The organism is Bradyrhizobium sp. HKCCYLS3077 (assembly GCF_051167555.1).
Lineage (GTDB): Bacteria > Pseudomonadota > Alphaproteobacteria > Rhizobiales > Xanthobacteraceae > Bradyrhizobium.
This window is the reverse complement of sequence record NZ_JBNPTH010000004.1, coordinates 455,805-475,175: the sequence shown is the minus strand read 5'-3', so window position 1 is coordinate 475,175 and position 19,371 is coordinate 455,805. Positions and strand designations below refer to the sequence as shown.

16 protein-coding genes, 1 tRNA gene and 1 pseudogene are annotated in these 19,371 nt (G+C 64.6%); 6 read left to right on the top strand and 12 right to left on the bottom strand.

All coding sequences use genetic code 11. The annotated features are described in order from the left end of the window. The first annotated feature begins 482 nt into the window (after positions 1-482). Positions 483-1,043 carry a hypothetical protein gene (locus ACQR0Z_RS18330; protein ID WP_434919578.1) on the top strand — a complete coding sequence of 187 codons (561 nt, stop codon included), beginning with the start codon at positions 483-485 and terminating at the stop codon, positions 1,041-1,043. A gap of 176 nt (positions 1,044-1,219) precedes the next feature. Here ACQR0Z_RS18330 and ACQR0Z_RS18325 read toward each other — a convergent pair whose 3' ends face one another. The 7 genes and pseudogenes from ACQR0Z_RS18325 to ACQR0Z_RS18295 form a co-directional block, all read right to left on the bottom strand. After that, on the bottom strand, positions 1,220-1,954 hold the full coding sequence (locus ACQR0Z_RS18325) for a DUF4145 domain-containing protein (protein WP_434919577.1): 735 nt from the start codon (positions 1,952-1,954) through the stop codon (positions 1,220-1,222). Positions 1,955-2,008: 54 nt separating this feature from the next. Further along, positions 2,009-2,569: an SOS response-associated peptidase family protein gene (locus ACQR0Z_RS18320; protein WP_434919576.1), complete on the bottom strand. Its 561-nt coding sequence runs from the start codon at positions 2,567-2,569 to the stop codon at positions 2,009-2,011. 16 nt (positions 2,570-2,585) lie between these two features. Continuing rightward, a complete protein-coding gene (locus tag ACQR0Z_RS18315; protein WP_434919575.1) occupies positions 2,586-3,170 on the bottom strand; it encodes a hypothetical protein in 585 nt (194 codons plus the stop codon). A gap of 67 nt (positions 3,171-3,237) precedes the next feature. Beyond that, complete coding sequence (locus tag ACQR0Z_RS18310) at positions 3,238-3,783, bottom strand: hypothetical protein (RefSeq protein ID WP_434919574.1); 546 nt, start codon at positions 3,781-3,783, stop codon at positions 3,238-3,240. Between the two features lie 75 nt (positions 3,784-3,858). Then, positions 3,859-4,253, bottom strand: a pseudogene (locus tag ACQR0Z_RS18305) (hypothetical protein). 639 nt (positions 4,254-4,892) lie between these two features. Next, positions 4,893-5,441: a metallophosphoesterase gene (locus tag ACQR0Z_RS18300; RefSeq protein WP_434919573.1), complete on the bottom strand. Its 549-nt coding sequence runs from the start codon at positions 5,439-5,441 to the stop codon at positions 4,893-4,895. Positions 5,442-5,485: 44 nt separating this feature from the next. Further along, positions 5,486-5,561 (bottom strand) — tRNA-Lys (locus ACQR0Z_RS18295). Positions 5,562-5,975: 414 nt separating this feature from the next. On the opposite strand from ACQR0Z_RS18295, the gene ACQR0Z_RS18290 reads away from it, so the two are divergent. Beyond that, a complete protein-coding gene (locus ACQR0Z_RS18290; RefSeq protein WP_434919572.1) occupies positions 5,976-7,079 on the top strand; it encodes an acyltransferase family protein in 1,104 nt (367 codons plus the stop codon). Between the two features lie 30 nt (positions 7,080-7,109). Here the strand turns inward: ACQR0Z_RS18290 and ACQR0Z_RS18285 are convergent, their stop codons facing one another. Together ACQR0Z_RS18285 and ACQR0Z_RS18280 are read right to left on the bottom strand one after the other, a co-directional pair. Further along, a complete protein-coding gene (locus ACQR0Z_RS18285; protein WP_434919571.1) occupies positions 7,110-9,812 on the bottom strand; it encodes a glycosyltransferase in 2,703 nt (900 codons plus the stop codon). Positions 9,813-10,151: 339 nt separating this feature from the next. Next, complete coding sequence (locus ACQR0Z_RS18280; protein WP_434860798.1) at positions 10,152-10,721, bottom strand: beta-1-3, beta-1-6-glucan biosynthesis protein; 570 nt, start codon at positions 10,719-10,721, stop codon at positions 10,152-10,154. A gap of 421 nt (positions 10,722-11,142) precedes the next feature. Here ACQR0Z_RS18280 and ACQR0Z_RS18275 point away from each other — a divergent pair, with 421 nt between their 5' ends. Further along, positions 11,143-12,717, top strand: a complete 1,575-nt coding sequence (locus tag ACQR0Z_RS18275) for a beta-(1-6) glucans synthase (RefSeq protein ID WP_434860797.1) — start codon at positions 11,143-11,145, stop codon at positions 12,715-12,717. Here ACQR0Z_RS18275 and ACQR0Z_RS18270 read toward each other — a convergent pair. Both ACQR0Z_RS18270 and ACQR0Z_RS18265 read right to left on the bottom strand, forming a co-directional pair. Then, positions 12,677-13,057, bottom strand: a complete 381-nt coding sequence (locus tag ACQR0Z_RS18270) for a hypothetical protein (RefSeq protein ID WP_434860796.1) — start codon at positions 13,055-13,057, stop codon at positions 12,677-12,679. The genes ACQR0Z_RS18275 and ACQR0Z_RS18270 overlap by 41 nt on opposite strands. 109 nt (positions 13,058-13,166) lie before the next feature. After that, a complete protein-coding gene (locus tag ACQR0Z_RS18265; protein WP_434919570.1) occupies positions 13,167-14,462 on the bottom strand; it encodes a hypothetical protein in 1,296 nt (431 codons plus the stop codon). A gap of 164 nt (positions 14,463-14,626) precedes the next feature. On the opposite strand from ACQR0Z_RS18265, the gene glmU reads away from it, so the two are divergent. After that, positions 14,627-15,973, top strand: a complete 1,347-nt coding sequence (gene glmU / locus ACQR0Z_RS18260; RefSeq protein ID WP_434919569.1) for a bifunctional UDP-N-acetylglucosamine diphosphorylase/glucosamine-1-phosphate N-acetyltransferase GlmU — start codon at positions 14,627-14,629, stop codon at positions 15,971-15,973. A 9-nt stretch (positions 15,974-15,982) separates the two neighbouring features. Here the strand turns inward: glmU and ACQR0Z_RS18255 are convergent, their stop codons facing one another. Next, entirely contained in the window at positions 15,983-16,207 is a 225-nt protein-coding gene (locus ACQR0Z_RS18255; RefSeq protein ID WP_434860793.1) for a hypothetical protein, read from the bottom strand. Positions 16,208-16,438: 231 nt separating this feature from the next. Between ACQR0Z_RS18255 and glmS the strand changes: the two genes are divergently transcribed. Together glmS and ACQR0Z_RS18245 are read left to right on the top strand one after the other, a co-directional pair. After that, entirely contained in the window at positions 16,439-18,265 is a 1,827-nt protein-coding gene (glmS, locus tag ACQR0Z_RS18250) for a glutamine--fructose-6-phosphate transaminase (isomerizing) (RefSeq protein ID WP_434860792.1), read from the top strand. 418 nt (positions 18,266-18,683) lie between these two features. Further along, positions 18,684-19,298, top strand: coding sequence for a LysE family translocator (locus tag ACQR0Z_RS18245; RefSeq protein ID WP_434860791.1), 615 nt, complete (start codon positions 18,684-18,686; stop codon positions 19,296-19,298). The last annotated feature ends 73 nt before the right edge of the window (positions 19,299-19,371 follow it).

Sequence of the window (19,371 nt, the reverse complement as noted above, 5' to 3'; positions counted from 1 at the left end):
CGACTGGACAGGGGTGATCGTGTTGAGCGCATTGCCGAAATAAATTTCTCGGCGCATGCGTTCCGGTGCTGCCGCGGAGACCTTTGCCGGGCTCGCTCAGGGCCGCCACGTCGGAGGCTGCAGCTGGCTTGGCCGCAAGCACTCGGCCTCGGGTCGTCCGCGCGATCGGCAATCCTCATATTTGGCTGACAGGAGCAGGACCATCAGGGCGGCGATCAGCGCCATGCATGCGAGTGCAAGACGAGTGTCCGCCTTCATCGATGATCCTCTGAGCAGTTCGGCCCGCGCACTCAACTATCACAAGGGTCCGAAGCGCCGCCAGAACAGCTTCGACGCTGAGGCGGGACGGTTGCGACTGTGTCCTGCCCGCAACGTCATCGGTTTTTGATAGTCGCTCCATTCCCCCGGAGGTTGCGGCTATTGTTCCCCCAATCGGCCCCTGCTACCGCTGCAAAGACAGGTGGGGTACTGTGGGGGCTGAAATGAACGGTTTGCGTCGGATGGCCAGCGGGCTGGCCATCATGGGAGCGGCGTGTCTTGGCGGCTGTGCTGCGCCGCTCGCGGTCAACAACGTGACCGACATCAGGTCGACCACGGGCAGCCGAGGGATCGACGTCTACGAACAGAAGCGTCGGACCGACCCGAGCGCGCCCGACTTCGCCGGTGACCAGCTCGTGGAAGTGCGGACGTTCCACAATCCCCAACAGAGCGGCGAGGTCGAGATGGCCGGGGCCTCCTGCTCACTGGAAGCCTCCGGCTTCACCGCCACCATGACGAGCCCCGCCAAGGTGCGCGTGCCGCTCTATCGCGGCCAGTCGAGCACGCTCGCCGTGACCTGCCAGAAGCCCGGCTATCAGAAGCGAATGATCACCGTCGCGCCCTACGACGCGACACGCCAGGCGCGCCTGGCCAGCGGCGCCAACGGCGGCATCCTCGGCGCGGTCATCGTCGCCGGCATCGACGCCGCCGCCGACAACACGAAGAACGACTGGCGTTATCCGGTGGCGAAGGTGGTGCTGGAGGCCGATGCCGCCGGGAGGTGAGGGGCGGATAGCGGACGTTCAATTAGTGCACTGTCACCGCAATCCCTGCAATCGCGTCGCTCGGTTGCTCAAGTCGTCGCTGCTAGCTTGCGGTTCGGCAGTTTCGAGTAGAACAGCCTAACCGCGGCAGCTCTCAAGGTATACCCAAGTAAGGCGGTTCTTGACTGCTTCTCGGTCTATTTGGCCGGAGGCTTTCCGCTGGATGCCAGCTTCGCATTCAAGGCCGCTTTCTTGGCTTGGGCGACCGCTGGTCCCACATAAAAATGCTGAAACAACTCCTCGATAGTCTCTAAGCACCATTCAGCCTCTTCGGGCTCAACCGCAATGACTTCGAGCGTGGCTCGATCTTCGCTTGGGTGAGCGGCGAAATTTCCAAAATGCCGGATCGTGTCGATGGTAGTACGGAGCCTGATCGGAAGGGCGCGCCGAGGATCGCTCTCGGCGAGTAACAAGTCGATCTCATGCGCCAAATCTCTGGCTTTGTAGCCATGGTCGCGCAGCATATGCTGCAAGCAACGCCGCGACAGTGCCGCAGAAGCCTTTGGGCTGATGGCGAGTACGTTGCAGGCTTCTATGTAATCTTGAGCGATTTTTTGGGGGACTTCATTTGGAACAGGTCCGCGGTTCGCCCCAGCGGGAAAAACTTGCCAAAAGGCGCCTGCCACCAACAGTTGATAGGGAGCGGTGCCCAGCTCAATCGTAAGTCGACCGCAGTCCTGTCCAGGGCATATTGCCGTCCGATAGAGCCATCTGTTGCTTCCCAACACCAGCTCTTGACCACCTCGCACGACTGCGCGGGTGTCCCAATTGTCATGGAAATGTATGCCGCAATGTGGACAGATCATTTTTTCGCCCCCTCGTAAGAATTGCGGTAGCTCGCTCCAATGACCGATTGCTTTGGCGGTCGGCAAGCAGTTTGCGGTTGGCAGTTTCCAACTACATCTGTCCTGTGCCTAGCGCAGGGATCATTGAGCCGGGTCTTCTTTATCGATACCGTGCGTGGTGATCTTCAGGGCGTCATCGGACAATCGATGCTGCAGGGCCTTGGCTTCGTCCCATGGTGCCCGCAGCCAGACGTCGCGCTCCTCGACCGTTGTCAGGATAGTGCCCCGATCACCCTTAAACTCGGTCCATATGCCCGCAAAGCAGGTCAGGGGCCGATCGTCGGACGGGGCGAACCAGACCACGTCCTTCTTTTTGGTCTCTGGGTTTGGCTCCGGGGCGTATTCGGCGAAGCTGTTGAAGGGGACTAAGCAGCGGTTCTCTGGCTTTAGCCAGCCTCGCCAGTGCGGCGAGGCCGTGTTGCGGATGTTTGTCACGGGCGGGCCGCCGGTTCGTGGCGGCGGCGGCATGCCCCAGCGCATCAACGCCATCTCGCGCTCGTCGTCGTTGCCGCGAATAACTGGAGCTGGATAGTCCGGGAACACGCCGGGCATCGGAGGCAGGTTACCTTCGTATTGACGAACGACGCGGAACAATTCGGCAATGGCGGCTTGGTTGGTGGTTATCGAATAGAGGTTGCACATGGGGTCCATTTGGCAGCTAGAGCATCATGTTCAAATGCTCCATGGGCAGAGCGCCCCGAATGAGTGTCTCTACTGGACATTTGAGATTGAGAATTTCTCGTGCTTCGTGCGCTCCCCACACGATGACATATATCCCAGGCACTTTTGTGAGGTCGAGATCGCCCGGAACGCGCCATTCTCGCTCGTGTGTCCAATCAACGTGAGGCGGCTCAAACTTGACCTGCCTCCACTTCTGTTCTGAAGGTATCCAGCTCGCCTCATTATCTGGCAAGTAGATCACTGGTCGGCCGCCCGCACCGAAAACTGCCTGCTTGCTCAAAGCCACCCCATAAAAGCGATAACGTTCTTTGCCTCCGGCCGTTTGCGAAGCAAATTTGTCCATCGATGCTAAAGGAATTTCGGACAAACAGACAACAGGCTTCGAGCCTTTCACAAATCCAAGACCACCTCGGACTGTTCCGGAGATTAGTATTTCCTTCAGGACATCGAAGGCGGTAGCAACTATGTTCTGGCAAAATGTCGCCTTGTTAAGCTCTTTCCGCTCTCGGGTAAGATGTACTAATGAATTGGCGAAGTCGGTGCGCCGGACTAAATCAGCCATTTCGCCCCCCCCCCTCGAATGCCGCAATATCCGCGGTAAGAATCGCTGCCCTTCCAGTCGCCGTTTCTCAAAAGAAACCGATCTTCCGAGGATTATCGAAGTCCGACGCCACCATTGGGCTCTTGTTCAAATCTGCCTTGAGTCGTTCAAAGAGATTTTCGGACAATGGGTCAAGGATCAGCGGATCGAACCCTATGTCAAACTCTTTCTTGGAACTCTGCTCCGTTACGAAGAAGCGTGAACCGTCAAACCGGCTTCGATATAGCAACCAGAATGCCTCCTTTGGATATGTCCTAGGAGCATGTTCCAAGAATACGCGCAGGCCGAAATAGAAGAAGCCGTCTTCGTGAAATTCAACGTCAGCATACACGTCGTCATGAGCTTCAAGATTGAAAAAGAGCTTCTCGTTGTTCCATGTCGCATGGGTAGGTGACACGTACCTGTGTCGTTGGCCTGAATTGGGAGTGGGATCACCGAAGTATTCCGGACAGCCCAGAAAGTGCTGAATGTGCTTTGCTATACGAAACGGCAGGGTTTGATGTGCACGGTATTGCTCAACCCAAGTTTTACGCCATGGGTTGAACAGTTTTGTGAGTTCGTCAAAACGGCTCATATTGAAATACCTCGAAAAAACGTGTGCTTGTTGTTCATGGGTATGCTTGCTAAATAATCATCGTCACCCCGGCCGCTAGATAGAAGCAGGGTGCGTCGCGGAAATCTTTGTCTCACGCACCGCCACCAGCGCGCTCCGCTTGTAAGGGGAGCCCCGCAGCCGCGAGCAGTCTTTGCAGTGCATGTAGCGCTCCAGCTCGTGAACAGGCATTGTCTTGGGGACGGACAACATCGAGCGCCACGGTCTGGCTGGTGTCGCAGCCGAGGCACCGGACCTCAAGATGGCCGAACCCCGCGTTTAAGGCATCGCCGAGCGTCGGCGATGGCTGCGCTGGTCCCTTGAAGCCAAGCATGCGCTTGTTCCAGGCGTCGCAGGCGAGGCGGTCGGCTTCCCTGCGGGCACGCGCGGCGCGTTTTCGCTGCAATGCGGACGTCGGTGCCGTACAGCCGGTCCCGCGACTTTGTGCTCATGGTGCATGATTCCGCGAAATGCGGGCTGCGGAAAGCCGCTAGGTCTTGCGGTGGAAAACCGCCGAGCCACAACGGCGCCAATCTAGCTTGATCTCGCGTTGAAGTTGCGATTTAATTCCTTCACGAGGTAGGGTAGTTTGACCCCCGCCGGCGAGGATACCTAGGGACTGGCAAGGCTTAGGGAGGTCCGTTGGCGCGATGCGTATAAGCTGTCCAAAATGCTCGGTTACCGTTTCCGACAAAGCCGGAGGGGGATGGACTCTCATCGGCGGGCCATGCGTCACCCTCGCCGGTACCCGGTGGGCAGTCGATCATGACGTACGCTTCTGCCCGACCTTGTCCGACGCCATGCCACAAGACGTGATGTGGTTGGCTCCCGGCGACCGCGAAGCCGTTGAGCTCGAAATCGAGCGGGTTAGGAAGGATCGGTCGAGCGAGTCCGGAACGCCCTGAGGACCGCGATCGGTGAGGCAATCTTAGACAGCAGCTGCGCGGTGGGGCTCTCTGCCCAAGCTGTGCGCAGACCATAATGTTTGACGGTCGGAGCGCTGATGACGAAACCGTCGCTTGATCCAGATGTCGTATGACAGTGCAAAAAAACTGGTTGCACTAGAACGCACGAGACGCTGCCGGTCTCTATCAAGCTTGATGATCCGGCTCCCGTCGCCTCGCCAAGGTCGCCAGCCGTGCCCTGATCTCCTCGGTCGACACTGGCGTGAAATCCCAGCAATCGACGCCGACGTCGCAGCATTGGCTGTCGCCGGGGAGGCGGCCGTGGCTGTGGCCGTAGAGGTGGAGGGCGCCGTGGTGGGATTTTGACCACACCCGCAGGCCGTAGTGGCAGAGCGTCAGGTGAGTGCCGTCGGGCAGCGTGATGTTGCGCAGGCTCTCGATGCTGGCCCAGAGATGCCGGGCGGCCTTGACGCGTTTGGGATTGTCGTGATTGCCGAGCGTCAGGTGCATCTGGCCGTTGAGCCGGCGGAGGTAAGGCTCGTGGTCGGCGAAGGCGAAGTCGCCGAGATCGTGGACGATGTCGCCCGGCCTCACCACCTTGTTGTGGCGCTCGATCATGATCTCGTCCATCTCGGCGACGGAGGAGAACGGGCGCTTGGCCAGCTCGATGATACGGGCGTGACCGAAATGGCGGTCAGCCGTGAAGAAGATGTTGATGGTCGGTCGTCTCCGCATTCCTCCGCGTCGGGCGGGGGATCGTGGTGGGGATAAGGAAAGGGTGGTGAGCGCGCCGGGACTCGAACCCGGGACCCCATGATTAAAAGTCACGTGCTCTACCGGCTGAGCTACGCGCTCGCTTCCCGTGGAAGCGGTGTGACGGCTTGAACCGTCACTGTCCGGATCGTCGGCAGGTGTCCATCAGAACGCTGGAGGCGTCGCCGTGGTTCACTGCGGGTTTCGGGAACGGAGTGGTCAAACCCCGGCCGTGGGCCGCGTCCTGTCGTGGGCGCTGTGTAGGGGGTGGGTGCGGTCGGGTCAATAGGCGCGCGCGGCGACCCACAGACCGGGGGCGGGATCGATCGGGGCTGTGCAGGCGGGGTGCCGGGCGGCGGCGGTGTGGCCGCAGGGTGACAGGCGGACCCAAACAGGGGCTGGCGGCCGCGAAACGCTTCGATTGGCGGCCGTTCTCCCGTTAGCGTTTGTTTCCGATTGTGACTGTGCATGGCCCGTCCTGGCGCCCGCCGCCCGGCCATCGCTCGAGGAAACGACATGATCCAGCCCCATCGCGAATTTTGGCCTGTGCTCGGGGGCTTGCGATTCCTGCTGGCGATGTGGGTGCTGTTCGACCACACCTACAATTTCGGGCCCGCCGAGCGCGCCATTCCGGTCCTGACCCGGAGCGGCCTGATGGCGGTGATGTGCTTCTTCGTCATCTCCGGCTTCAGCATCCACCATTCGATCGCGATGCGGCCCGAGGGCTATCTCCGCCGGCGGCTGTTGCGGATCCTGCCGCTGAACGCGCTCGCGGTCGGCATCGGCTGGTTCGGCTGGTCGGTGCTCGGCCTGTCCGGCGGCTACGGCACGCCGCCGGTGCCGCCGAGCGTCTGGCAATTCATCGGCTGCCTGTTGCTGCTGGAGGCGTTCCTGCCGATCATGATCGGGTTTCTCTATCCGGCATGGTCGCTGTCGATCGAGGCGGTGTACTACCTGCTGGCGCCGCTGTTCCGGAAGCTGGAGGGGCGGCCGCACGTGCCGGCGCTGATGATCGCATCCAGCGTGCTGTTCGTGGCTTGGCCGCTGTTCCGCAACGAATATGTCGCCGGCGGCAGCTCCTATTGGCTGACCGGCATCGTGATGCTCTGGGCGTGGCTGGCGGGCTGGATCGCCTATGCGCATCCCGGCCATCGGCGCTATCTGGTCTGGCTCGGCCTCGCCGGGCTCGCCTCGATCGCGACGCAGGCCCGGTTCTTCGACGTCACCAATGTCAGCTCGGCGGCCGTCAATGCCGTCGCCTGGATCGGCACCTTGATGCTGGTGTTTTATCGTATCGGCAAGGTCGGCGGCCGGGTCGCGGCAATGTTCGACTATCTCGGCGAGATCAGCTTCCCGCTGTACATCCTGCATTACCCCGTGCTGTTCGTGGTCAGCAGTTCGCTGTTCAAGGCGTATCCGGACCTGAACTCCGGCGTGGTCCACGTCGTGATCTCCCTCACGGCGGCCGTGCTGGCCTATCACCTCGTGGACAAGCCGCTGCGCAAGCCCGGCGCGGGCATGGGCCAGGCGATCCGCGCCTGGGCCGGCCGGCGTAGGACGACGGACAGCGGGCGCGGCGAGCTGGCCGAGGCCGCGCCACGGCTCGGCGCGAGCTCCTGATCGCGCCTTTCGGCGGACGCCTCGCGCGCCTCAGACCTTCTCCGGCACCTTGGTGGCCGCCGCGCTCAGCGGAGCCGGCTGCATCGGCTGCAGCATCCCCGGGCCCGCCAGCTCCGGCACCCAGACCGGGCGCAGGCCGATCAGCTCGGCGGTGCGGACCCTGGTGTAGCGCCAGAACTCGAAGGAGTTGATGCGCGACATCTCCAGCACGGCGATGGCGACCGCCGAGAGGAACGGCAGGCTTTCCAGGATCAGGACGGCGGCGAAGATGTAGAGCTCGGTGATCGCCAGGTAATTGGTGGTGATCAGGATCGCGGCGCCGATCAGGAGCAGGGCGCCGATCACGGCCTCCCAGAACGCCTGGAATTCGATCGACATCCTGGAGAGACCGCCCTTGGACGTGCGGGCGAAGGCCAGGTGCTCGGTGATCAGGCCCTGCGCCACGGCGCGGCTGACCGTCCATTGCACCGACATCGCGGCGATCATCGCGCCCAGCATCTGCCACGGCCGCACCGCGACGCGCAGCCGGTACAGGATCAGGAAGTGCGCGAGCGAGACCACGAAGGCGGCGATGATCGGGATGGTCAGGATCCTGTCGGGAATGGCGATGCCGGCGAAGGCCACGATCGGCACCCAGATCAGGTTGAGGATCGCCACGACCACGCCGAGGCTCTCGGCACCGAGCCAGTTGAGCCAGCCGAGCGAGAACTCGCGCTTCTGGTCCGCGGTCAGCCGGCTCTTGCCGGGCAGGAAGCGGCGCCAGTGCTTCTTGACGATCTGGAAGCCGCCATAGGCCCAGCGATGGCGCTGTTTCTTGAAGGCTTCGTAGGTGTCGGGCAGCAGGCCCGAGCCGTAGCGGGTGGCGGTGTAGTGCGTCTTCCAGCCGAGCTCCTGGATGGCCAGCCCGAGATCGGTGTCCTCGCAGATCGTGTCGCTCGACCAGCCGCCGGCCATGTCCATCGCGGCACGGCGGATCAGACACATCGTGCCGTGCACGATGATCGCGTTCTCCTCGTTGCGCTGGACCATGCCGATGTCGAAGAACCCCGCATATTCGCCGTTCATGATGTAGTGCATCAGCGACAGGTCCTCGTCGCGATGCTCCTGCGGCGCCTGCACCAGGCCAACGGCGGGATCGGCGAAGGCCGGCACGAGGTCGGACAGCCAGTCCGGCGTCACCACGTAATCGGCGTCGATGATGCCGATGATCTCGGCATCGGCCGCGGTGCGCTCCATCGCGATGCGCAAGGCGCCTGCCTTGAAGCCCTTGACCTTCTCGGCGTTGATGAACTTGAAGCGCTCGCCGAGCATGCGGCAGTGATCCTGGATCGGCTGCCAGAACGCAGGGTCAGGCGTGTTGTTGATGATGCAGACCACCTCGTAGTTCGGGTAGTCGAGGCGCGCGAGCGCATCCAGCGTCTGCTTCATCATGTCGACCGGCTCGAAATAGGCCGGGACGTGGATCGAGACCTTCGGGCAATAGCCCTCCGGCATCGCGGCGCGCTCGCGCGCGACCTTGTCGCGGGTGAGCAGCCGGCGCGGCGCGCGGCCGAAGGCGATCGCAGCGATCTCCTCGATGCGGGCCATCGCGATCAGGATCAACGGCACCAGCAGGATCAGGCCGAGAGTCAGCGCGAAGGTCGAGCCCCAGACAAAATAATGCGTGTTCCAATAGGCGAAGACGTTGGAGACCCAGGCGCCGACGCCATGCGCCGTGATCGCCAGCACCATCGCCTGCATCATTGTCGGCTGGCGCAGCCGCACGATCGGCAGCGACAGCAGCACGCCGACGAGCAGCGCGATGGCCGCGAGCTTCCAATAGTCCGGGTTCACGATCGGGCCGGTCCAGGAGAACTTGGCCTCGCGCGAGGCGGTGAGCAGGCCCCAATAGGGACCGACGCCGCCCTCGAAATATTTCCAGGGCACGTCGATGCTCTCGACGATGTTGTAGTCCATGCCGATGGCTTCGGCGCGGGCGACGAAGTTCCGCAGCACCCAGGCCTGCTGGAACGGGCCGGGATCGGAGATGCCGCGATTGTAGCCCTGGCTGGGCCAGCCGAACTCGGCGATCACGACGCGCTTGCCGGGGAACTTGTCGCGCAGAACCTGGTAGCGGTCGACCGCCTGGTCGACGGCCTGGGTGCTGTTGAAGAATTCCCAATAGGGCAGCACGTGCGCGGCGATGTAGTCGACGTTGGAGGCGAGCTGCGGGTAATCGCGCCACAGGTTCCAGATCTCGCCGGTGGTGACCGGAACGGTGACCGACTTCTTGACCCGCTTGATGTAGTCGATCAGCTCGTCCGGCTTGAGCTCGCCGCGGTACAGCGTCTCGTTGCCGACGACGATGCCGATGACGTTGCTGTTGCGGCGGGCGAGCTTGATCGCGGTCGCGACCTCGTTCTCGTTGCGGATCGTGTCCTTGTCGAGCCAGACGCCGAGCGTGACTTTCAGTCCGGCCTCGGCCGCCAGCGGCGGCACCTGCTCGAGGCCGCCGGTGGACGAATAGAGCCGGATCGCGCGCGTCATCGTCGCGAGCTTCTTCATATCGGCCCGGATGCGCTCCGGCGAGGCGACGGTGTCGACGTCGGGATGCGCAGTGCCTTCGTGCGGATCGTAGGAGACGCTCGGCAGCATGCCGGTGAAATCCGGCGCGCTCTGCTTGGTTTGCAGGACGCCCCACAGCGCGGCATGGGCTGCGGTGACGAACAGGATGACGGCTGCGATCAAGCGCATCTGGCGGGACACCGTGGCGGGCGGGAGAGAGAGGAGCGGCTGTTCCGGCGCGGGAAACGCGCGGCGAACACCGGCAGTGCGCCCGTCCTGCGTGCTGCCCAGGCACGTCAGGCGAAGCGCGGCTTCGATCAGACACCGGCAGGTCCGTCATTGGCCTTGCCGGTGGTCACATTAAGGCGGGTTCATCACTGAACGAGCGCTGAACCGCCTGACAGATCGACGCCGAACCGCCTGCGACACGATAACGCTGCAGCGCGAATAGACAACTGCGGCGGGGCCGCGATTCGTCCGCAACGCCCCCTGCCGGCGCAAGGCCGGGCAGGGGCGCCTGAGGCAGGCTTACTGCTTGGCCGGCTGCGGCGAGGGCGCGGCTTGCGGCGCGGCCGGCTGGGCCGCCTGCGGCGAGCCGGCGGGCGCCGGGGTCGCGGCGGGCGCGGGCGCGGCTGCGACCTGCGGCTTGGCTTCCGGGTTCACCCAGCAGGTGTGCACATGGTTGTTCAGCGAGTTCGGTACCTTGTCGTCGATCTGGCCGACGAAGCGCGTCAGGCAGCGGAACGACGCCTGGATGTGGCCGCCGGGGCAGCCGAAGCGGTCATAGAGGTCGAGGTGGCGGAAGGCGGTATCGAGGTCGTCGCGGTACATCAGCTGCACCACGCGCCGGCCGAGCCAGACGCATTCCGGATTGCCGGCCGGTCCGCCGCTCAGCGCCTGCGCGGCCTCGTTGAATTCATCGGCCTTGCGCTGGTTTTCCTTGAGATCGGCCGGGCTAGATGCCTGCGGCTTTTGGTCCTGGGGGTGATCGTTGCCGCTCTGGGCGAAGGCGCCGGGGACGCCGACCAGGACCGCGAGGCCCACGGCCGCAACCAGGCGCGAAACCGAAAACTTGGACTGGAGCACGCGTCGACCCATAAATTCCCCGATTGTTGCCTTCATGCCGTCCCCTGGGGGACGCAGTATTGATGCCGATCAAATCGGCCCCGATTGCGGCGGGAGGTTGATTCCGTCCGTCGCATGCCGTTCCTAAAATGACGTTCCTAACGGGCGCATGAACGGCACCTCAGAACTTCGAGCGCGACGGGCAGATCAACCGGGGATTCCCAATGACCGGAATCTCGGATTTTGTCCAGCAACGCGCCAACTTTCTCGCCGCATCGTAAAGGCCTGATTGGAGACGGGGAGGGCGCCACGTCAGCCTCCGCGGATCGCCTAGCCCATCGCCTGTTCGATCGCCTACTTGGCAGATCGCCGCCGACCGGGTAATCGACACCACCTGCCTGGAGACACGGAACTGAAATCCCTTCCTACGCCGCTGGCGCTTCTGCTCGTATCCTTGGGTGTCATCGCCGCGGCCTGGTGGTGGCTGGCCAAGCCCATCACGCTCGCCCGCGCGCCGATCGAGCTCGATTCGAAGGTGCAGTGCGTCTCCTACGCGCCGTTCCGCGGCCAGCAGAGCCCGCTCGATCCGACCACGCATATCGATGCCGAGCAGATCGAGCAGGATCTGGTGCAACTCGCCAAGATATCGGAATGCGTGCGCACCTATTCGATCGAGAACGGCCTCGACCAGGTGCCGGCGATCGCCTCCCGCGTCGGCATCAAGGTCATCCAGGGCATCTGGCTCGGCTCGAACAAGCTGAAGAACCAGCAGCAGATCGGCATCGCCGTCGACCTGATCAAGCGCTATCCGAAGGTCATCACCGGCGTGGTCGTCGGCAACGAAGTGCTGTTGCGCGGCGAGATGACGACCGCCGACCTCGCCGCGACCATCCGCAGCGTCAAGGCGCAGGTCCAGGTTCCCGTGACCTATGCCGACGTCTGGGAGTTCTGGCTGCGCAACCGCGAGCTCTACGACATCGTCGACTTCGTCACCGTGCACATCCTGCCCTATTGGGAGGACATCCCGGTGCGCGCCAAATTCGCCGCCTCCCATGTCGACACCATCCGCCAGCAGGTCGGCGTGGCGTTTCCCGGCAAGGAGATCCTGATTGGCGAGACCGGCTGGCCGAGCGAGGGCCGCATGCGCGAGGGCGCGCTGCCGTCGCGCGCGAACCAGGCGCGGGTGGTGTCGGAGATCCTGTCGCTGGCCAAGCGCGAGAATTTCCGCGTCAACCTGATCGAGGCCTATGACCAGCCGTGGAAGCGCAAGCTCGAGGGCACGGTGGGCGGCTATTGGGGCCTGATCAGCGACGATACGCGCGCGCTGAAATATCCGCCGGGCGAGCCCGTCAGCAACTATCCGCTGTGGAAGATGCAGATGGGCGCCGGCATGATCCTGTCCTTCATCGTCTTCCTCGCCGGCTGGCTGACGGTGCGCCGCCGGCCCTGGCCGCCGCACATCTCGGCCTGGATCGGGGTCGGAATTTCCGCGACCACCGGCGGCGTGCTGCTCGGCATGGCGGCCGACAAGATGTTCTATGAGAGCCTCGGGATCGGCGGCTGGCTGCAATGGGGCGCGCTGCTCGCGGCCGGCGTGCTGGCGCCGATCCTGGCGGCCAACGCCATCATGGCCGGCCGGCCGCTGCCAACCTTCCTCGACCTGCTCGGGCCGAATGACGGCCGCAAGCAGCTCAAGCTGACCTATGCGTTGGGGCTGGTGCTGGTGGTGACCGTGCTGATCGCGGCCGAGACCGCGCTCGGCTTCGTCTTCGATCCGCGCTACCGCGACTTCCCGTTCGCCAGCCTCACCATGGCCGTGGTGCCGTTCGCGATGCTGCTCGGCAACCGGCCGGCGGACGGCCCGCGGCCGATCGCGGAAGCGAGCTTCGCCGGCCTGCTGGCGATCTCCTCGGTCTATGTGATCTACAACGAGGGCCGCGACAATTGGCAGGCGCTGTGGACCTGCGCGATGTACCTGACCTTGGCGTTTACGCTGTGGCGGGCGCGGGCCGTGCAAAGCCGAGGATGAGCAGGCCGATCGCCAGGCCCGACAGCACGATGTTGTAGAGCACGATGCCAAGGCCGGCGGCGATGAGCCCGCCGGTCAGCAGCACGATCGACGGCCGCATCACGTGCAGCACCGCGATCACGAGAGCGGTGGCGCCGAACACCGAATTCTTGAACAGCGTGGTCGCGACCGCCCGGCTCTTGCAGGCGAGCGTCTGCATCCCTGCGTCGCAGGCAAGCGCAACGCTCGACAGCTCGATCGCGAGATAGCGCAAATAGAGGGCATAGCCGACGGTGACGAAGCCGACGATCAGGAGCCATTGCACCTGATAGGGCGAGAGGCGGAACGGGGTCTTTTTCATGCGCGGGACTATGCTGCGGAACGAAGCTATCGACAAGCCGCAAAGCCGGTTCGCGGACTGCTTTCACAGTCCGCTGCAACCGTCTTCGGAACCTCGATGATTTGAGCTTTCAGGAGCGGCGGAAGAACGACGACAGCGTCGAGGGCTGCTCGGGCTTCGGGGCTTCAGCCGGCGGCGGCGGAGGGGCCGCGGCAGGCGCCGGCGGCTCCTCGCGCTTGCCATGGCGCTGCTGGGCCTGCGGCGAGGGCGGGCGCCGGCGCTGCTGGTATGACTTCTGGGAGGCGGCCGCGGGGGTCGCCGGCTTGGCCGGCTCGGCCGCTTCGGGCTCGTCCCGGATGGCCAGGCGCTGGCCGTCATAGACGGTAGTCTCGCAAGGGCGCTGGCTCTCGGCAAGAGCGGCGCAGATCTTGGCTGCGCCCGCCGCATCGCCCAGGGGACCAGCCCCGAGCCGCAGCTGCATGCCCGGACCACTGCGGCCTTCCTTCAGGATGACGATGGGCCGGAGCGCGGCGAGATCGGCGTTGGTCTTGACGAGGTCCCGCCACAGCGCGCGCAGGCCCGCAAGCGAGTTGGCGCCGCCGAGATCGACCGCGAACTCGGTCTTTTCGACGGCGGTCACGGGGGTCTCGGCCGCATCGCTGCTTTTCGCGCTGGCAGTGTCCGCCGGCTCCGCCTTCGCGAGCTTGTCCGGTTCGGCCGGCTTGCCGGGCGCAGGTGCGACCGTCGCTGCCGAAGGCACGGGCGAAGCGGGAGCGGGCGTGGCGGCGGACGTCGGCTTTGCCGGTTCCCGGCTGGTCCGGTCGGCGCTCGCCATCGCCGATGGCGTGGCCGGCTGGCTCAGCCCGGCGGCTCCGCCTGGGATGGGCATGAACGGCGAGGCATTGGCAAAGGCCGGCAATGGAGCCGGTGCATTGGAACCGGGCGCCGGAGCGGGCGCCGGCTGCGTCTCCACGGTCGCGATCTGGGGGGCAGGCGCAGGCTTGCTCGCGGCAGGCGGCGGTGCGCTCGCCTGGGCGCTCTGCTTGGCGAGCGCTCCGGTGACGGAGTCCAGTCCCTGCTCGAGCACGGTGACACGCGCGTAAAGGCGGTCGCGGTCGCTGTTCAGCGTCTCGATGGCCGCGCCGAGCTGGCGGGCCTCGCCCTGCGTCTCGCGGGCCAAGGACTGCAGCAGTTGCGCCTGGCGCGACAGCTCGGCCGCGGAAATACGGTCGTGCCGCCATCCCTGTGCGGCCTGGCTGGCGAACACGGCCAAGCCGACGGCACCGACCGCGCCCGCACCCCACCAGCCGAGCCGCCACATCGCGCGGCGGTCGAAGTCGTTTTCATCCGCAAACAGTCCGGACAGCGATCCGCCCGTCTTCTCAGCTCCATGCGCGACGACTGATTTGTGGGAGTCCTTAGCCATGAACCTGCCTTAATCGAATCACGAAGCGGACATTAACAGGAAAACCCGCATAGGTTTCAGCCGGTGCGGTTTGCCGCTGGCGGAAAACGCTTTATGACAGCGGCCGAAGACACCGGCCCAGGACTTCGACCCATGTGCCGCTCAGCTATCTCCCGGGGTGTTTGATGACCGCTCGTTCCAGTCTGACCATCGTGCTCGCGGCGGGAGAGGGCACGCGGATGCGCACGAGCGTTCCAAAGGTGCTGCATCCCGTCGCCGGCGAATCATTGCTCGCCCATGTCCTGGCGGCCACACCGTCAGGAGAGGGCGCCCGCGTCGCCGTCGTCGTGGGGCCTGATCACGCTGCGGTCGAAAAGGAAGCACGGCGGCTGCGCTTTGATGCCGACATCTTCGTCCAGCGTGAGCGGCTCGGCACGGCGCATGCGGTGCTGGCTGCCCGGGACGCGATCGCACGGGGCGCCGACGATCTGCTGGTCGCGTTCGGCGACACGCCGCTGATCACGGCCGGGACGTTCGCCCGGCTGCGGGCGCCGCTCGCGCACGGCGCGGCGCTCGCCGTGCTCGGCTTCCGCGCGGCCGATCCGACCGGCTATGGACGGCTGCTGATGGATGGGGCGAAGCTGGTCGCGATTCGCGAGCAGGCTGACGCAAGCGAGGCCGAGCGCGCGATCACGCTATGCAATGCCGGCGTGATGGCGATGGACGGCCGTCGGGCGCTGGCCATTCTCGACAAGATCGGCAACGCCAACAGCAAGGGCGAATATTATCTCGTCGACGCCGTCGCGATTGCGCGCGAGCAGGGCCTCGACGCTGTCGTGATCGAGACCTCGGAGGATGAGGTGCGCGGCATCAACACCAAGGCGCAGCTCGCGCAGGCCGAGGCCGTGATGCAGACCCGGCTGCGCCGCGCGGCGATGGACGCCGGCGTGACCTTGATCGCGCCCGAGACCGTTTATCTGTCCGCCGACACGACGTTCGGCCGGGACGTGACGATCGAACCGTTCGTCGTGATCGGGCCGGGCGTGTCGATCGGCGACGGCGCCGTCGTGCATTCCTTTTCCCACATCGTGCAGTCGACGCTCGGCCGCAACACGCTGCTCGGCCCGTTCGCGCGGCTGCGGCCGGGCACCTCGCTCGGCGACGGCGCGAAGATCGGCAATTTCGTCGAGGCCAAGGCCGCGGTGCTCGAGCCCGGCGTAAAGGTGAACCACCTGTCCTATATCGGCGACGCGCATGTCGGCGCCAACTCCAACATCGGCGCGGGCACCATCACCTGCAATTATGATGGCTTCAACAAGCACAAGACCCGGATCGGCGAGGGCGCCTTCATCGGCACCAACACATCGCTGGTGGCGCCGATCAGCATTGGCGCGCGCGCCTATATCGGTTCGGGCTCGGTGATCACGCGCGACGTGCCGGATGATGCGCTGGCGCTGGAGCGCAGCCCGCAGACCACGAAGGAAGGCGCGGCCGCGCGTTTCCGGAGCGCGAAGTCGCGCTCCAAGAAATGAGATTCGCCGTCAGTCCTTTTCGTCGAGGAACTCGGCGAACATCTCGCGCGTCAGCCGCCAGCCACGGCGGGTGGCGTGCTTGATCGGCTCATTGGTGTGATGCCTGATCGGCATCGGCTTGAGCTCATGCCCCATGGTCGGCGGCGGCCAGTGAGCCAGATGGCTTCCGGACGGGTGCGACAGGCTGAGCGAGGTGGTCCCCTTGGGATCAGTTGGGCGGCGGTTGTAGGTCATGGCGTCCTCTCCGACACGACAGTGTCGCCGTGGAAGCGTTGATCGGGCGTTAAGCCAGCGTTCAGCTACGCCTCCGCATCGAACCGGAGTTGCGCATTGGCCGGCGCGGTTAAGGCTTCCACTTAACCCTGTCGCAATCCGCAATAATTATTGAATCCTGAAAGCGCGCGGTTTTCGTTAAGACAATGCCACGCATTTGAATCTCTCTCGACGATTTGGGGACTAACGCGGATGTGCGGAATCATCGGGATCCTGGGACGCGGGCCGGTCGCCGAGCATCTCGTCGATTCCCTCAAGCGCCTCGAATATCGCGGTTATGATTCAGCCGGTGTCGCGACGCTCGAAGGCGATCATCTGGAGCGGCGGCGCGCCGAGGGCAAGCTCAAGAATCTCGAGAAGCGGCTGGAGCGAGAGCCGCTGAAAGGCCATGCCGGAATCGGTCATACGCGCTGGGCGACGCACGGCAAGCCGACCGAGAGCAACGCGCATCCGCACGCGACCGCCAGTGTCGCAGTCGTGCACAATGGCATCATCGAGAACTTCCGCGAACTGCGCGCCGAGTTGGAAAAGCAGGGCGCCGCGTTCGAGTCCGAGACCGACACCGAGACGGTCGTCCACCTCGTGAACTCCTATCTCTCGAAGGGGCAATCGCCGCAGCAGGCGGTGGCTGCGTCACTGCCGCAGTTGAAGGGCGCGTTCGCGCTGGCCTTCCTGTTCAAGGGCCATGGCAATCTGCTGATCGGCGCCCGCAAGGGCTCGCCGCTGGCGCTCGGCTATGGCGACGGCGAGATGTTTCTTGGCTCGGACGCGATCGCGCTGGCGCCGTTCACCGACACGATCAGCTATCTCGACGATGGCGACTGGGTCGAGATCACCCGCGAGTCCGGCATCATTCATGATGCCTCGGGCGCGGTGGTGAAGCGCGACGTGCTGAAGTCGGGCGCGTCGTCGTTCCTGGTCGACAAGGCGAACTACCGCCACTTCATGGCCAAGGAGATCCACGAGCAGCCGGAGGTCGTCGGCCACACGCTTGCGCGCTACGTCGACATGGGCACCGAGCGCGTGATGTTGCCGGCGCGGCTGCCGTTCGACTTCAAGGACATTCAGCGCATCTCGATCACGGCCTGCGGCACCGCGAGCTATGCCGGCTTCGTCGCCAAATACTGGTTCGAGCGCTTCGCGCGCGTGCCGGTCGAGCTCGATGTCGCCTCTGAGTTCCGCTATCGCGAGGCGCCGCTGCGCAAGGGCGATCTCGCGATCTTCATCTCGCAGTCGGGCGAGACCGCCGATACGCTGGCTGCGCTGCGCTACGCGAAGTCGCAGGGAGTGCATACGCTGTCGGTCGTCAACGTGCCGACCTCGACGATCGCGCGCGAGAGCGAGATCGTGATGCCGACGCTCGCAGGTCCCGAGATCGGCGTCGCCTCGACCAAGGCTTTCACCTGCCAGTTGATGGTGCTCGCGGCGCTTGCGATTGCCGCCGGCCGCGGCCGTGGCGAGTTGTCGGAGGCCGACGAGACCAAGCTGGTGCATGGCCTCGTCGAGGTGCCGCGCCTGATCGCGGCGGCGCTGACGACCGAGCACCAGATCGAGAAGCTGGCGCGCGAGATCGCCAAGTCGAAGGACGTGCTCTATCTCGGCCGCGGCACGTCGTATCCTCTCGCGCTCGAAGGTGCGCTGAAGCTCAAGGAGATCTCCTACATCCATGCCGAGGGCTATGCCGCCGGCGAGCTCAAGCACGGCCCGATCGCGCTGATCGACGAGACCATGCCGGTCGTCGTCATCGCGCCGTACGACAAGGTGTTCGAGAAGACCGTGTCGAACATGCAGGAGGTCGCCGCCCGCGGCGGCAACATCATCCTGATGACCGACGCCAAGGGCGCGGAAGAGGCGACCGTGGAGTCGCTGGTGACGATCACCATGCCCGACATGGCCGCGACCTTCACACCGATCGTCTACGCCATTCCGGTGCAGCTTCTGGCCTACCATACGGCCGTGGTGATGGGCACCGACGTCGACCAGCCGCGCAATCTGGCGAAGTCGGTGACGGTGGAGTAGGGCACCGCTTGCGGCTGGTTTCAGGACGATGCTCTCGCATCGCCTTGAAGCCGGAGGCGTTAGTTGCGACGCGGCCTCCGCACATTCAGTGTCATCCCGGCGAACGCCGGGATCCATAACCACCGCGCTTCATGGTTGGCTGCGCTGTCAGCTGCAGCCTGCCCCAAACCGCATCCTGGGAGTATGGGTCCCGGATCGGCGCCCGCCAACGCTGTTGCGTTGTCGGGCTTGTCCGGGACGAGACCAGTTTTTATTCGAGCTCACCGGTTATCGAGGCGCGAGCGCGCGATCGTTTTTTGGATTGCGCAGCAGTCGCAGCAAACTCCGTCGCTTGCCATCTGATTGACAATCCGACATCAGCGTGTGCCGGATGACTCCGGCGGCGGGTCGCTCGGCCCAGTCCATCACGGGAAACACGATGGCTCTCGACACCTGGCTCTTGTTCCTGCTCACGAGCATCGGCATTTCGCTGACACCCGGGCCGAACGGCCTGCTCGCGCTGACGCACGGTGCGCTGCACGGCGGGCGCCGGACGCTGTTCACGATCACCGGCGGCCTGATCGGTTTCGTCCTCATCATGGCGCTGTGCATGTTCGGCATCGGCGCGCTCGTGCAATCCTCGATCACCTGGCTGGTCATCCTCAAATGGGTCGGCGGGCTCTATCTCGCCTGGCTCGGCATCAGACTGTGGCGCTCGCCGCCGGTGGCAGTCGACCTCGGCCGCGAGAAGGTGACCGCCACCGGGCCTTCGCTGTTTCGCGCGGGCTTCCTCACCGCCGCGACGAACCCGAAATGCCTGCTGTTCTTCAGCGCGCTGCTGCCGCAATTCATCGATCCCGCCCGCAGCCTCGGCCTGCAATTCGCGATCGTGGCCGTGACCTATACGATCACCGAGTTCATCACCGAGGTCGCCATCGCCAGCGCGGCCGCCCGCGTCAGGCCGTGGCTCGCGCGGGTCGGCCGGCGGTTCAATCAGGTCTGCGGCGGTATCTTCGTCGCCGTCGGTCTCGCCCTGCCGCTGCGCAGCGCCTGAGTGCGGATGCTGGAGGGATTTGAGGGGGCTGTCGAGAACATGCTGCAAGCACGCGGGCCACTGGCGGCCTTGG

What these genes read in the sequence shown, in the direction of transcription:
- glmU (WP_434919569.1), top strand. Translation starts at nt 14,627, where the DNA reads ATGACCGCTCGTTCCAGTCTGACCATCGTGCTCGCGGCGGGAGAGGGC.
- ACQR0Z_RS18285 (WP_434919571.1), bottom strand. Translation starts at nt 9,812, where the DNA reads ATGCGCTTGATCGCAGCCGTCATCCTGTTCGTCACCGCAGCCCATGCC.
- ACQR0Z_RS18330 (WP_434919578.1), top strand. Translation starts at nt 483, where the DNA reads ATGAACGGTTTGCGTCGGATGGCCAGCGGGCTGGCCATCATGGGAGCG.
- glmS (WP_434860792.1), top strand. Translation starts at nt 16,439, where the DNA reads ATGTGCGGAATCATCGGGATCCTGGGACGCGGGCCGGTCGCCGAGCAT.
- ACQR0Z_RS18320 (WP_434919576.1), bottom strand. Translation starts at nt 2,569, where the DNA reads ATGTGCAACCTCTATTCGATAACCACCAACCAAGCCGCCATTGCCGAA.
- ACQR0Z_RS18265 (WP_434919570.1), bottom strand. Translation starts at nt 14,462, where the DNA reads ATGGCTAAGGACTCCCACAAATCAGTCGTCGCGCATGGAGCTGAGAAG.
- ACQR0Z_RS18315 (WP_434919575.1), bottom strand. Translation starts at nt 3,170, where the DNA reads ATGGCTGATTTAGTCCGGCGCACCGACTTCGCCAATTCATTAGTACAT.
- ACQR0Z_RS18255 (WP_434860793.1), bottom strand. Translation starts at nt 16,207, where the DNA reads ATGACCTACAACCGCCGCCCAACTGATCCCAAGGGGACCACCTCGCTC.
- ACQR0Z_RS18270 (WP_434860796.1), bottom strand. Translation starts at nt 13,057, where the DNA reads ATGAAAAAGACCCCGTTCCGCCTCTCGCCCTATCAGGTGCAATGGCTC.
- ACQR0Z_RS18280 (WP_434860798.1), bottom strand. Translation starts at nt 10,721, where the DNA reads ATGGGTCGACGCGTGCTCCAGTCCAAGTTTTCGGTTTCGCGCCTGGTT.
- ACQR0Z_RS18290 (WP_434919572.1), top strand. Translation starts at nt 5,976, where the DNA reads ATGATCCAGCCCCATCGCGAATTTTGGCCTGTGCTCGGGGGCTTGCGA.
- ACQR0Z_RS18245 (WP_434860791.1), top strand. Translation starts at nt 18,684, where the DNA reads ATGGCTCTCGACACCTGGCTCTTGTTCCTGCTCACGAGCATCGGCATT.
- ACQR0Z_RS18310 (WP_434919574.1), bottom strand. Translation starts at nt 3,783, where the DNA reads ATGAGCCGTTTTGACGAACTCACAAAACTGTTCAACCCATGGCGTAAA.
- ACQR0Z_RS18300 (WP_434919573.1), bottom strand. Translation starts at nt 5,441, where the DNA reads ATGCGGAGACGACCGACCATCAACATCTTCTTCACGGCTGACCGCCAT.